This window comes from Flavobacterium jejuense (assembly GCF_006491595.2).
GTDB lineage: Bacteria > Bacteroidota > Bacteroidia > Flavobacteriales > Flavobacteriaceae > Flavobacterium > Flavobacterium jejuense.
Genome location: NZ_VEVQ02000005.1, coordinates 280,903 through 293,508, shown reverse-complemented (window position 1 = coordinate 293,508; position 12,606 = coordinate 280,903). Strand labels below are relative to the sequence as shown.

General features: G+C 29.6%; 15 protein-coding genes and 1 pseudogene. 1 reads left to right on the top strand and 15 read right to left on the bottom strand.

All coding sequences use genetic code 11. The features are described from left to right. Window positions 1–25 precede the first annotated feature (25 nt). The 3 genes from FIA58_RS09715 to FIA58_RS09705 form a co-directional block, all read right to left on the bottom strand. Window positions 26–475, bottom strand: a complete 450-nt coding sequence (locus tag FIA58_RS09715) for an SRPBCC family protein (RefSeq protein ID WP_140962285.1) — start codon at window positions 473–475, stop codon at window positions 26–28. 18 nt (window positions 476–493) lie between these two features. After that, a complete protein-coding gene (locus FIA58_RS09710) occupies window positions 494–907 on the bottom strand; it encodes an SRPBCC family protein (RefSeq protein WP_140962284.1) in 414 nt (137 codons plus the stop codon). A gap of 86 nt (window positions 908–993) precedes the next feature. Further along, the gene (locus FIA58_RS09705) at window positions 994–1,425 is read right to left on the bottom strand and encodes a VOC family protein (RefSeq protein WP_140962283.1); all 432 of its coding nucleotides are present in this window, start codon (window positions 1,423–1,425) and stop codon (window positions 994–996) included. Between the two features lie 138 nt (window positions 1,426–1,563). Here FIA58_RS09705 and FIA58_RS09700 point away from each other — a divergent pair, with 138 nt between their 5' ends. Then, the gene (locus FIA58_RS09700) at window positions 1,564–2,544 is read left to right on the top strand and encodes a GlxA family transcriptional regulator (RefSeq protein WP_140962282.1); all 981 of its coding nucleotides are present in this window, start codon (window positions 1,564–1,566) and stop codon (window positions 2,542–2,544) included. A gap of 67 nt (window positions 2,545–2,611) precedes the next feature. Here FIA58_RS09700 and FIA58_RS09695 read toward each other — a convergent pair whose 3' ends face one another. The 12 genes and pseudogenes from FIA58_RS09695 to FIA58_RS09635 all read right to left on the bottom strand — a co-directional run bounded on the left by FIA58_RS09695 (window position 2,612) and on the right by FIA58_RS09635 (window position 12,585). Then, window positions 2,612–2,956 carry a hypothetical protein gene (locus FIA58_RS09695; protein ID WP_140962281.1) on the bottom strand — a complete coding sequence of 115 codons (345 nt, stop codon included), beginning with the start codon at window positions 2,954–2,956 and terminating at the stop codon, window positions 2,612–2,614. Between the two features lie 272 nt (window positions 2,957–3,228). Next, complete coding sequence (locus FIA58_RS09690) at window positions 3,229–3,621, bottom strand: DUF1801 domain-containing protein (protein WP_140962280.1); 393 nt, start codon at window positions 3,619–3,621, stop codon at window positions 3,229–3,231. A 294-nt stretch (window positions 3,622–3,915) separates the two neighbouring features. Continuing rightward, on the bottom strand, window positions 3,916–4,086 hold the full coding sequence (locus FIA58_RS09685) for an N-acetyltransferase (protein ID WP_165928892.1): 171 nt from the start codon (window positions 4,084–4,086) through the stop codon (window positions 3,916–3,918). Between the two features lie 117 nt (window positions 4,087–4,203). Continuing rightward, window positions 4,204–5,442, bottom strand: a complete 1,239-nt coding sequence (locus FIA58_RS09680) for an erythromycin esterase family protein (RefSeq protein WP_140962279.1) — start codon at window positions 5,440–5,442, stop codon at window positions 4,204–4,206. 305 nt (window positions 5,443–5,747) lie between these two features. Beyond that, window positions 5,748–6,497 carry a CPBP family intramembrane glutamic endopeptidase gene (locus FIA58_RS09675; RefSeq protein ID WP_140962278.1) on the bottom strand — a complete coding sequence of 250 codons (750 nt, stop codon included), beginning with the start codon at window positions 6,495–6,497 and terminating at the stop codon, window positions 5,748–5,750. An 83-nt stretch (window positions 6,498–6,580) separates the two neighbouring features. Then, the gene (locus FIA58_RS21730) at window positions 6,581–7,741 is read right to left on the bottom strand and encodes a helix-turn-helix domain-containing protein (RefSeq protein ID WP_140962277.1); all 1,161 of its coding nucleotides are present in this window, start codon (window positions 7,739–7,741) and stop codon (window positions 6,581–6,583) included. A gap of 279 nt (window positions 7,742–8,020) precedes the next feature. Next, complete coding sequence (locus FIA58_RS09665; RefSeq protein ID WP_394352421.1) at window positions 8,021–8,527, bottom strand: choice-of-anchor tandem repeat GloVer-containing protein; 507 nt, start codon at window positions 8,525–8,527, stop codon at window positions 8,021–8,023. A 332-nt stretch (window positions 8,528–8,859) separates the two neighbouring features. After that, window positions 8,860–9,897, bottom strand: coding sequence for a serine hydrolase domain-containing protein (locus FIA58_RS09660; RefSeq protein ID WP_140962275.1), 1,038 nt, complete (start codon window positions 9,895–9,897; stop codon window positions 8,860–8,862). 106 nt (window positions 9,898–10,003) lie between these two features. After that, the gene (locus FIA58_RS09655; protein ID WP_140962274.1) at window positions 10,004–10,642 is read right to left on the bottom strand and encodes a hypothetical protein; all 639 of its coding nucleotides are present in this window, start codon (window positions 10,640–10,642) and stop codon (window positions 10,004–10,006) included. Between the two features lies 1 nt (window position 10,643). Continuing rightward, entirely contained in the window at window positions 10,644–11,153 is a 510-nt protein-coding gene (locus FIA58_RS09650; protein WP_140962273.1) for an RNA polymerase sigma factor, read from the bottom strand. 604 nt (window positions 11,154–11,757) lie between these two features. Further along, window positions 11,758–12,063 (bottom strand): annotated as a pseudogene (locus FIA58_RS09640) (DUF1398 family protein). A gap of 174 nt (window positions 12,064–12,237) precedes the next feature. Further along, window positions 12,238–12,585, bottom strand: a complete 348-nt coding sequence (locus FIA58_RS09635) for a VOC family protein (protein WP_140962271.1) — start codon at window positions 12,583–12,585, stop codon at window positions 12,238–12,240. Window positions 12,586–12,606: the final 21 nt, after the last annotated feature.

Below are 12,606 nucleotides of genomic sequence, written 5' to 3'. Positions count from 1 at the left end.
ATTTAGATTGGGTTTTTATTTCTAATTAAGCATCTGGAATTTCTGGTTCTACTAATTTTATTAGTTTGTCTAATGATTCTTGCCAGCCTAAATAACACATTTCTGCTGGTATTTGTTCAGGAATTCCTTCTTGTAAAATTTTTAATTTTGTGCCGCACATCACTTTCTTAAACCAAATGGTGGTTTTCATTTCACCAGGTAAGTTCGGGTCATCAAATGTATCTGTATTTATGATTAGTTCATTGGGTACAATTTCTAAGAAATCACCGCCAAAAGAGTGACTACTTCCTGTTGTGAAATTGGTAAACGACATTTTATAACTACCACCGATTTTAAAATCCATTTGTTGAATTTCTGCGATGAACCCGTAAGGAGGTAGCCAACTTGCATAAGCTGTTGGATTAGAAAAGGCACGAAACACTTTTTCTGGTGCAGCCTTTATTACTCTGTGTAAGGATACATTATTATTTTTCATGGTGTTTTATTTTTAGGATTATTTATTTTCAGTATATTTTTTGAAATTATTTAGGATGGATTGCCAGCCTGCTTTTTGCATATCAATAGGGTTTTCAGTTTCAGCATCAAATGTTACTACCACTTCGGTTTGATTTGTTAAGGCATTGAATTCAACTGTAGCTGTTCTTCCTCCAAATTCGTATGTGAAATGTTTGTTTTCAGTTATTTCTGAATAAACGGCTTCGAAATCAAAACCATAGCTTCCGTCTTTAGCTTCCATTCTTGCTTTGTAAATGCCTCCAATTTTCATGTTGTTAGTAGCCGTTGGACAATGCCAACTAGGATCTGCAAAATTCCAATTGATGATGTGTTTTGGATTTGTATAGTAATCCCATACTTTTGCTACTGGTGCTTTAATTGTAGTTTGTACTGTGATTTTTAACTGGCTCATGTTTTTTTTATTTATTAATTTGTTAATGTGTCGATTTACAGATTAGTCAATCCTTCAATCTAATAATCTCTTCCCCTTTAAATTCTTTAATCATTCATTACGTTAAACATCCATCGTATTCCAAATTGATCGAGGCAGCAACCCCAGTATCCCCAGAATTCGTCTCTCATGTTTTGTTTGTCGGAACCGTTTTCTGACAACGCTTTATACAATTGATCGGCTTCTTCTTTTGAATCCAGTTGCAGACTAATGGTGGTATTATTTCCTATTACTAACTGGTGTCCCATAGACTCTAGCATATCGGTTCCCATAAGTTCTGTACCACCAATTATAGGTAGGGCTACATGCATTACATAATTTAATTCGGATTCAGAGAATTTTGGTGTATTTGGATCAGGAGGTAAATCCTTAACACGCATTATGGGCATTGAGAAATCCGTTTTAAAAACAGATTTGTAAAAGGTAAATGCTTTTTCAGCATTGCCTTGAAAATTAAGATAAATGGCTACTTTGCTCATGTTTATTTATTTAAATTATTTATTTTAATACTACAAAGTTCTGATTATCATTTTAAATAAATATGTGTAAAAATGACAAGGTTAGGGTGTTTTACGTCAAAAATGTTTTTAACTTTGTTTTGATTTAAATGATACCTTATGCATGTAAGTATTCTTGTTCCAGAAAATTCAGTAATGCAAGCCATTGCAGACCCGCAGTATCTCTTCTCAGCCGTGAATCAATTTATGACTGTAGCTGGTAAAAAACCTTTATTTGATGTTCAATTAGTGGGTTTAAAAAAACAAGTAAAATTGAATAACGGATTGTATTCGGTAACAACTTCAAAACTTTTGAAAGAAGTGCAGCAAACTGATTTAGTAATTATACCTGCTTTGTTTGGTGATATGAAGAATGCTATAATGACTAACGAAAAAGCGGTTCCTTGGATAAACAAACAATATGCCAATGGGGCAGAAGTGGCTTCTTTGTGCGTGGGGGCTTTTTTATTAGCTTCAACTGGATTATTGGATGGAAAAAAATGTTCTACGCATTGGGGTTTTCAAAGTGAGTTTCGAGAAATGTTTCCCAAAGTGGAAGTAGTGGAAGGTAATATTGTGACAGAGGAAGAACGATTGTATTCTAGTGGTGGTGCTATGTCCTATTGGAATTTATTACTTTATTTGGTTGAAAAATACACCGACAGACAAACTGCTATTTTAGTTTCTAAGTATTTTGCTGTTGATATTGATAGAGATAGTCAATCTACTTTTGCTATGTTTCAAGGACAGAAAAACCATACTGATGAAGCTATAAAACAAGCACAAGATTATATTGATACTAGAATTCATGAAAAAATTACTATTGATGAATTAGCGGATTTAGTTGTATTAGGTAGGAGAAGTTTTGAAAGGAGGTTTAAATTAGCCACTAACAATTCAGTTTTAGAATATATTAATAGGGTAAAAATTGAATTTGCCAAACGCGAATTTGAAAACAGTAGAAAAAACATCAATGAAGTGATGTATGATGTTGGCTATACAGATACTAAAGCTTTTCGTACCATCTTTAAAAAAATAACAGGTTTAACACCAATTGAATATCGCAATAAATATAATAAGATGGTGACGGAGCAAAGTTAAATATGTACTTGATTGTAAATTTTGCACTAATTACAGCGTATTTCAGAGTAATTAACCTTATTAGGCTTTACCAAATATGACCAATAAAATAAAGAAAAGCTGAACAATAGGTCCAAAAACAACTGAATAATAAACCAACTGTAAAAAGGAATACCCTAAAGTTTCTTATTCCTATTTTGTTTTTTAGATAATACCAATCAAAAAGTTCAAGTAAAATTCCTAAAGAATATAAAATATTGGCTCCGATTCCCCAAATAAGAACTCCAATTGTATCAGAAATACTCCAACTGTAATCACATTGAGAAAGTCCTTTATAAAGAGCTAAACTACCAAAAAAACAAACTAAACAATTGAAAATCCATCTTTTAGATTCCCACCATTTCATATCTAATTTTAATTCCTCTATTGTCATTCTATTGTTATTCTATTGTTATTTAGATGTTCTAATTTTCTTGTGTTTTGTTCAATTGTTACAATGCTATTTTTATAATATAGTAATAAGCTCGCTTTTTAATCATTCCTACTAGGGTTTGATACAAGTCGTCTGGTTCGTAAATTTATAATAAAAGAGTACAAGTACAAGACTCCTCAAAAAAATATAAATAAAATAAGACTTAGTTTGTGGGCACGGAAAACACTTCCAAGCTAAAGTTATGGATGTCATAACCAATTGGTTGCAGCATTTTATTTTAATCTTTCTAGCTTTCCTTTTCTTTTGACAATGTTTTTATAATCCCATTGAATTTCGGTTGCTTTTTTGAGCCATCGTTTCAATTCGGTTTGCTCGATTGCTGTCGTTGTATTATAAAAAATTGAAGCATCTTTAAACTTTTCGCCAAGAATATGCAACCCTTTTTCATCAAAGTCGACACCACTCCAAAACATCAATCGGATTCCTTTCTTTTGCTTGCTATAACCTACTATAGGATTGCCCTCTAAAAACCAAACGGGGTGAGCATGCCAAATTTTACTTTCAACATCGGTTAGTTCGCTGTCAATAATTTGTGCAAGGATAGTACAGATTTCTTTGTCCTCTCCATCTTGCTTGTCGTTGTATTCTTGTATTGCAGCATTCATTTTTGTATTGTTAGTACGATTTCAACATTTGTTTAGTTGTGTAAATTTAAGCTAAAATAATACAAGTTCATGACTACTTTGAATACCTAGTTTGTGGTCACGGAAAATATTTCTGAGCTAGCGTTGTGAATATCCGAGCAATTGGGATTTTATTATTTGGTATTACAATTGTTTCAACATTACTTTATTGTCATACATATTAGTTTCCATTTGAAATGAAGCATTACCTATATGTTTAAATTTTTATTTTTCATAAAAGGATATTGCTCTTTCGTTTGAAACAAGTACCCAAAGTTACATTTTATTTATTCCTTTCAATTTCAATATGTTTTTAGCTTCTGCTAATAAATTATATCCTATTCCCTTTCCACAGAACCATTCTAAAATGTATAATTTATTAAGTTCAGGTGCAACTATATTATTAATTGGACATTTTTTATCAAATTCGATTTCTACTACACCCACTAAATTCCCTTTTTAGACAGCTACAATAATTGTATCTGGGTTATTGTCTGTTAATATTTATAAGGGGATTGGTCGGTACGCTTGCTACCAAAGTTCTCGTACATTCTTGTAAACAGTCTAATCCCAATTTATGGTGCTTGGTTGCATTTCATTTATATAGATTACGGCATCAAAATTATGGCTCCATTTAGAAGTTATATTCATATTTAGGATTTTAGTTTTATATTGACTAAGTTGATGGTGCTTTTCAAATTCTTTGAGGTCAATAAATAATGCGTTACTGTTTTTTTTTCTAAGATACCATTCAAGAGAGTTTCTTTTAGTTTTAACTAGATCAATAATCTCTTTATTTATCACGTTTATTGTTCGTCCTTTATGAGCCGTGAAGCCAATAGCATAAGATTTAGTTGGATAATTTTTATGAATATATTCTCCAAGTGTTTCCTTATTATTAACTTCGGCATCCAAACTATTCCAATTTCTTAAGATATGAGATGAAGCTGCCCAAACTATAAATTTAGAATTTACGGAATTATTCTCTAAATGGTATTTTAAATTTGCAAACATTTGTGTATCTCTTGCAGCTATAATGTCAATGTTATCTTCCTTTTCTGGCCATTTAATCTGAAGTAATATCTTTATATTTTCGAAATATAAAGCCCATATATCTTTGCTTTTTTCATGTACCCTTTTAGCAACTTCATCTTTATAATAACTTAACAATGACAAAAATTTATCTCTTGAAATTTGGTGCTTATCTTGTGGTAAAGCAGTCAGCCAAGGACCTATTAATTCAAGCTCAAACGCAAATTGTTGAAATTTGATGCTTGAAGTTTCATCTTCACCTAATATTTCACCAACTATATCTACAAATGTCTTCGAATTTTCTTTTCCCGAAAATTGACAATCTATTCCTAGTAATTTTAAAGGTTTTCCTTTTTTTTCCTGTTCTGAAAGGTATTTATAAAGCTCTTTGGTTTCCTCAATCTGGCTCCAAAATTTAAAAACATGGTCTTCAGCAATAGATTGAGCGTCTTCGTTATCTTGGAGTAATTGCCAAAAGCGGTCACAGTTGAAAACACTATTTTCAAGAACAAGAAAATTGAAGTCTAAATTTTCGTGAAGATATTTAATTATACTAGTTTTTATCTTGAACGTAGTTCCATCTCCGTGATTCATTTCCCCTAAGAGAACCAAGCTTTTACCTTTTAATTGATTGTCAATAAACAAAGTATTTCTTATTTGGTTACTAGGTTCTTGAGATAAATCCAATTCAGTCCCAAATGGTAAGTCTTGGGCTATTGAATTCAAGCAAAAAGTAAAAAAAATGATTTTGAAAAGGGTATCTATTTTCATAAAATTGTTTATAACGTGTTGCTACTTATGGCAGTTGCGTAAATTTAGAATAAAAGAGTATAAGTACAAAACTCCTCGTGGAATTTTCTCCGAAAATTCCGAACACACACCGAACCTATCAATTGCAACAAACGGCTGTGCTTGTTGTACAACTAATAAATCCTATTTAAATACCAGTTTTGTGATTTTAATAAAAGTATAAGTGACTGAATATTAATTACTTTTTATTTTTTTTAAATTATTAAAAACCATGAATTACATTCTTTTATTGGTTGTGCAACAGCTACTGTTGTTGTGCTTAGTTTTTATCCTACGATTCCGTATATGGTTCCAATTAAGCCCAAACCATTGAACATGAAATGTGCTATAATTCCTGGCCATGTATTATTAGTCTTTTGAACAACAAAACCATAAGCTAAACTTTCTGGTAAAATACGCAAAAAATCCCATGGATAGAACATATGAAAAAGATGATAACATAAACCATGAACTATCCATGTATATTTTTTGTGAATTAATTTTTGTTTTGGAAAAAGAATACCTCGAAAAAATAACTCTTCTCCAAATACATTAAGAACTAAAATCATAATATGCAAAACTAGAATCCACCAATTTCCTTTTAGAGGTAAACCAAAAAAACTATTTTCCGTTCTTATTAATTCAAACTCTTTAGGAGGACTTAAAAATGGAAATTGTTTTATAATCCAATCACCTGTGTTTGCTAAACCAAAATAACCAAGAAAAATAACAGCGATTAAAAAAAATGTCCAAAGCCAATCTTTTTTTTGCATTTTTTTTAGATTCCACCTTTCTATTAAGCCGTTCCATCCTGATTTAGATTGTTCCAATTTTCCAATGATTATAGCATAAATTAATAAGAGTAATAAGGGAAGTAGAATTCCAGCAGAAAATGGGAGAAAATTATTTTCATTTTCTGAAACAAATTGAGGTATTATTATATAAATACCGATAAAAAAAGGAATTGCTGCAAAAGCATAGTAAAAGAATGTGTTTGATAATTTGAGAGCTTTAATGTTTGATTTAATTGAGTCCATAATTTTTATTTTTGGACAAAAGTGATTAAAATAATAGTTTCAGTCGACCGACTTTGGAAAGTCGAACTGATTTTAAGAAAAAATTATAGGGAATTCGCTTTTTTGAATTCAGTTGGGGTCAGATTGGTATGTTTTTTAAACGCTGTATTAAAAGAAGATTTGGAATTAAATCCTACCTCATATAAGACTTCGAGGATAGTTTTATCATTCTTTTTAGGGTCGCTTAAAATTTTTTTTGCTTTTTTAATTCTGTATTCATTTATAAAATCGAAAAAATGAGAACCTTTTTTATAATTTATTAAAACTGACAGTTCTTTAGGTTTTATATTAAAAGAGAATGCTAATTTTTCTAAAGTAAGATTAGAATCTAAAAAAGGTTCATTTTTTTCCATATATACTTCTAATTGCGAAAATATATTTGCATTCTTTTCTATGATTCTTATTGCTTCTAGAGGTTTTGTTTTTTGTAAAGAAGAGGGTATGCCAATAAATATTTCTGGATATTTTAAGGCTTTAATAACATACCATGAAGTAATTAGAAGTACAATTAATCCCATTAAAATCAATAGAATTTCATAAGATTTGTTCATGTTTAAAAAATCACTTATGTTTTTTAAAAGTGCAGCAAGTTGTTCAATGCTTAAGACAATAGTTAATTGAAAAAGCCATTTATAGATACTGATTTCATTATTCGAATAATTTTCAAAATAACTCTTTCTAAAATTAGATAACAATTTAAATATGACTACCAAATAGCAAATAATAGTTAGGTGTAATAAAATATAATTGAGTTTTATTTCCAGTAAAATTTTATAGTTTCCTATTAGATATATAAGTTCTGAAGGATCAGCCAAATAAAAATTAGGTAATAGAATAATGTTTCCTGTGATAAATGGTATTGCATGAAAAAGGTGTTTTGATTTTAAATAGAAATCACTATAACATATTGACTGTACATATAAGTAAAAAACAGGAAATTGCAAGTAGAATAATGAATTGCTAAAAACAATTAATTTATTATTACTTCCTAGAAAAATAGGAGTGAAATTTCCACTAATTTCAATGGTATTTAAAATTAGAAAAAAAGCAAATAGTTTATTGCTTATTCTGTTTTTTGAAGGAGAAGTTAATAGAAAATAGGTAAGTAATGAAAGTATAAAAAACGGTAAAATTCCTGTAATATAAATTTTAAAGGTGTCTAAATCCATAATTTCTAATATGTCATTTAAAATTTGATCGGTCACTATATCTTATGATTGTGATAATTACGCACAACGTCAGTTTGTCTAATAACCTCTTTTAAAATTTTATATATTCGGACACCTATCTTCAAAAAATATCAAATATTTAATTATCAGAGACTTGTTTTAGTTTTTTAGACAGTTTGACGTTGTGTGGCTTCACGAAGTGGTGAACTTCTTAACCGATTATTTTCTGTTAAAGATAAATATCTTACGGAAAATAAACGTGAATTAATCATAAATTTCGACATTTTGTGAAACCGTTGTTGTAGGTTCAGCTTTTTATTTTATCAGTATTTTTTCGTGCATTACATTTTTAGTATTATCATTATCGTAAACTTTTATAATATAAACCCTAGCTGAATAATTTGTCAAATCTATTACAGTTTGTTGATTTATAACTGATTGCTCCTTAATTATTTCTCCTAAGATGTTATACACTTGGATTTGCAATTGAGTTAGTAATGATGTTTCTAATTTAATTAAGCCATTGGAAGGGTTTGGATAAATAGTAATATTTTGACGAATGTTAACTTCTGTATTTCCTAAGTTTTCTAAAGAAAGTTTAAAAATTACACCTTGATTATTTTCCCCTCCACTAGATGTCATTCCATACAAAAGTGCCCCATCTGAAATCAAAGATCTACGTGGATAACTTCCGTGAGTATTTCCATCAAAATCAATTAGTTTTGAAAAGCTAGTTCCATCAGGTTTAACTTTAAAAATACTTCCAATATCGTTAATGCCACCTGTTCCTGTGGTTCCATACAAAAACGTTCCGTCCGTAATAAGTTAACCATAGGGATAATTCCCATTTGGAGAGTTTGAAAAATCTACAAGTTTGGAATATCCTGTCCCGTCTGGTAGTGCTTGTTGCACAACTAATAATTTCTATTTAAATGCCAATTTTATGATTTTAATAAAGATATAAATAACTGAATATTAATTACTTTTGATTTTTTAAAATTATTAAAAACTATGAATTACATACTTTTATTGGTTGTGCAACAGCTACCATTGTTGGTAGTAGTTTTTTATTTGTTTCTTACATTTTAACTGGGGAATAATCTTTTTTCATCTCTCCATTTACTAAAATGTTTTCAAAGTAGTGTATAATACCTCTATTTCTCTTGACCATTTTTAATTATCTTAATTATACGACTATATTCAACATCTGCTAAATTCCAATAATACAATTTAGGGTCAGTCGTATTTGTAAACTGAACAACTACAGCGTCTATGTCTTTGTGGTATTTTGCGATGCTTTGATATCCAGGAACCCATCCCTTATGCTCATACTCATATATAGAAGAATAAATTCTTTTTTCATCTCCATCAAATATGCTTCCATCATTTAATGCCCTTAAAAATATACCCACATCTTCTACTGTAGCCAGCATTCCAAAATCGTCAGTCTTTAAATCAAAAGGATGTCCAATGTGATAGCCACTCATAACATCATCTATATTAACATCATTAATTGATTGAAATGTATTTTTTAGATTTAGTCGGTTTAAAATTTCTTCCTGAATGAATTGGAAATTTGGATACTCCAAAACTTTATCCATTATTTCAGAAAGCAACAAATAATTGGTATTGCAATATTCATAACCCTTATCAGGCTCAAAATTAGCTGGTAAATCAAGAATCAATTCGAGATTTTCTTTATTACTTCCTTTTGGACTTGCCCAATAATCCTTTGTATCTGTGAAATTAGGAATACCACTCCTATGCTGAACCATCATTTTTATAGTGATTTTATCTGCATATTCAATTCGTCCTGAAAGTTCAGGGAGATAGTCGGCTAATGTTTTATCTAATGATAGTCGACCATCATTAGCCAGTTTTGCTATCGAAACTGCAGTATAGAGTTTATTAATACTTCCAATTTTAAACAATGCATGTGGATTGGCTGGTATTTTATTGTTTTTATCATGCCAACCTGCAGCATAAAATTCAGGTGGTTTGTCCGCTTTATCTACATAGATAATTATACCATCAAATCCATTTTCAACAGCTTCGTTTGCTTGCTCTTGTATTGTCTCTGGCAATGGTAATATCCACGCTTTGACAACAATCCACGGAACAAAAAACAATGAAATAAACGTTCCAGTTAGTAATACTATTCTAATTATTCGTTTAATTTTTTTCTTTGTCATGATATTTCAAATTGATAGTCTCTTTTAATTAGCCACAACGTTTAGTAGATGAATCGGAGCTTCCCTCAGGGTGCTATGATTTCATATACATTGTTGGCAATAGTTTTTACTCATTTTCTATTTGTTGTTGCATTTTTTCAATGCTTTCTATAGTTGGTTTTACATCTTTATTCAAAGCTCTTTTATTTATCCAAAAAGTAAATGCATAAAATAAAGCAAGACCTATTAATGTTATTATTTTAAAATTGGAGGTAAATGGTAATAAGCTTTCAGCAACATTATTATTCCAATTATAATCGATTGGATTTTCTAACCCTAGAATAAATATAAAATTCATAATAAACGGTGGAATAGCATACCAATACAAAGTAGAATCTAATAAACTTGATTGTTGTAACATCATTGTTTTCTGATTATTAAGTTGTTCAGATACTGTTAATGAAAAATCAGTTTTAGTATTCTGTAATTTTGATTTTCTAAATTTTACAATAACAAATACAAACCAAGCAATTGCCAAACCACAAGCTACTTTAGTAATAGGAAATGGGATTTCGAATAATAAATATCCAAAAAGAAGTATTCCAATTATTGAGGCAGAAATCTCTCTAATATCTCTACTTCTTATTTTTTTCTGGATACTATTTATTTTAGTATTCAATTCTTCAGTCAACTGTTTTGTTTCAATTGATATTTGTCCTGACTGAGAAGAATTATTCCAAATATCTTTTAATTCTTGTTCTAACATTTTAGTTGATTTTTGGAGTAATACATTCAAATAATTTTTTTCTAATACGCTTCATTTTAACTGCGATATGGTTTTCTGATAACCCTGTGATACCTGCAATTTCTTTATAGGACAAATCATCTAAATAAAGTACAATAAGAGAGGTGTCAGTTTCATTTAAAGCTGAAATACATTCTTTTAAATATTTGAATTTTTCTTGCTCAGAAATGTCAACTTCTTTTTCTATTGGTGTAAAATGAATAGATTCAAGCCTATCTGTCTTGCTATAATTTTTATCAAGTTTCATTTTTGAACGCAAACAAACATTAATAGAAATTTTATAAACCCAAGTATCAATAGAAGAATTACCTTTAAAGGAGTCGAGAGATTTCCAAATTTGATAAACTACTTCTTGAAACAGGTCTTGAGGTTCTATTGGAGGAATAGCATAAATATTACAAATCCTGAATATTTTATGCTTGTTCCTTTCAAGAATTTCCTCAAAATATTTATCCTTTTTCCGTTTGTGCATTCTGTTTTTTTAATTTGTTTTTAGATGAACTTATAAGCAAAAACTCAATAAAAAAACCACAGATTAGTATTAGGCTGATTTCTTTGTAAGACTCACCCAATACTTGGTAGCATATTATCAGAAGAGTAGCCCAAACAATACTACTTATGATTTGAATCCGTGTTAAAATTTGAATTAATTTCTTTGTGTTTTCCATTTTCTTAAAATTTAAATTATTGTTTTATTAGTGTCTCTATTATAGTTAGTGACAGGTTTTAAGAAAATATGACAGAAAAATTGTTTTTTGTTCTGGAGAGTTTTTTTTCAAATTACTGCCAACTTGTGTATAGGCCTACCTTTGTTAGACCTATACACCCAAAAATAGTTGGATGGGTCTGATAAAAATCATTTTTATCCTTACAAATGTAAACTATCCCATTCACTTCTACAATACGTATAAAAAGTGTTTTTAGAGGGAAAAGGTTGTTTTTACTTTTATGTTGTTGGTAAAATAAACAGAAAATAATTGTGTTTTTTATGGTTTTCCTTATTGTGTTGTTTTTTTATATAGTAGGTACTTTTTCAACTATTATTTCATTTTCAGAAATGTCATAATAGGTACAAGTCATTTTGTAAGATCTACAATCCATTTTTCAATATCTGTTTTGGCACAATGGTTGCAAAATTTAAAATAGTCCGTTTCTCCATTTTGATGGATGTTCAAATAGTGTTTAAAATTATCTTTGTCACTTGAGTTAGCTATCGTAATATCTTCATATTTCTATTGGGAACTTATTTGGAATCCATTTTTGCCAAAATAATTTGTATGACTGTCAGACACCCAAGTTTCAAATAATGTTACTCCAATTTCTGTAATTTCCTTAACGTATTTTGGAAATTCTACTCCTGATTTTACTTTCCTGTGAGCCAATTCGATTTGTTCTATTGTAAATATTGTTTATGCTGTTTTAATACCAATATAGTACCTCTTCTAGATTATTGCAAATGCTAAATAAATGCTACTCGTTACTGAAAGATTTTTGCGTTTGTAATTTATAATTTTACTTCTTTTTATAGTTGAATGTGCAATTTACATTTGTTAATCTTATTTGTCTGACCAAACAGCTAGTTCATTTCCTGCAGGGTCAACAAAATGAAATCTACGTCCGCCAGGGAAAGAAAAAATGTCCTTTGAAATTTTTCCTTTTGAGTTAATGATTTTATTTTTTATCAACTCAAGGTTTTTATGGTATAAAATAACTAAGGCACCATTTATAATTTCATCTTCCGATTTTTCAAATCCACCCTCAAGTCCACTTTCCGAAAAAGCTATATAATTAGATCCATAATCTATAAAAGTCCAGCTGAAAGTTGTGGTGTAAAATTCTTTTACTTCCTCTAGGTCTTTTGCTTTGAATTCAACGTAATTAATGTGATTGTCTTTTATTTTCATTTTTTCTGATTTAATTTAAAG

Bases quoted from the DNA above. Each gene is read 5' to 3' on its own strand.
- FIA58_RS09700 (WP_140962282.1), top strand. From the start codon at position 1,564: ATGCATGTAAGTATTCTTGTTCCAGAAAATTCAGTAATGCAAGCCATT.
- FIA58_RS09710 (WP_140962284.1), bottom strand. From the start codon at position 907: ATGAGCCAGTTAAAAATCACAGTACAAACTACAATTAAAGCACCAGTA.
- FIA58_RS09690 (WP_140962280.1), bottom strand. From the start codon at position 3,621: ATGAATGCTGCAATACAAGAATACAACGACAAGCAAGATGGAGAGGAC.
- FIA58_RS09650 (WP_140962273.1), bottom strand. From the start codon at position 11,153: ATGCACAAACGGAAAAAGGATAAATATTTTGAGGAAATTCTTGAAAGG.
- FIA58_RS09660 (WP_140962275.1), bottom strand. From the start codon at position 9,897: ATGACAAAGAAAAAAATTAAACGAATAATTAGAATAGTATTACTAACT.
- FIA58_RS09715 (WP_140962285.1), bottom strand. From the start codon at position 475: ATGAAAAATAATAATGTATCCTTACACAGAGTAATAAAGGCTGCACCA.
- FIA58_RS09655 (WP_140962274.1), bottom strand. From the start codon at position 10,642: ATGTTAGAACAAGAATTAAAAGATATTTGGAATAATTCTTCTCAGTCA.
- FIA58_RS09680 (WP_140962279.1), bottom strand. From the start codon at position 5,442: ATGAAAATAGATACCCTTTTCAAAATCATTTTTTTTACTTTTTGCTTG.
- FIA58_RS09635 (WP_140962271.1), bottom strand. From the start codon at position 12,585: ATGAAAATAAAAGACAATCACATTAATTACGTTGAATTCAAAGCAAAA.
- FIA58_RS09705 (WP_140962283.1), bottom strand. From the start codon at position 1,425: ATGAGCAAAGTAGCCATTTATCTTAATTTTCAAGGCAATGCTGAAAAA.
- FIA58_RS09675 (WP_140962278.1), bottom strand. From the start codon at position 6,497: ATGGACTCAATTAAATCAAACATTAAAGCTCTCAAATTATCAAACACA.
- FIA58_RS09695 (WP_140962281.1), bottom strand. From the start codon at position 2,956: ATGACAATAGAGGAATTAAAATTAGATATGAAATGGTGGGAATCTAAA.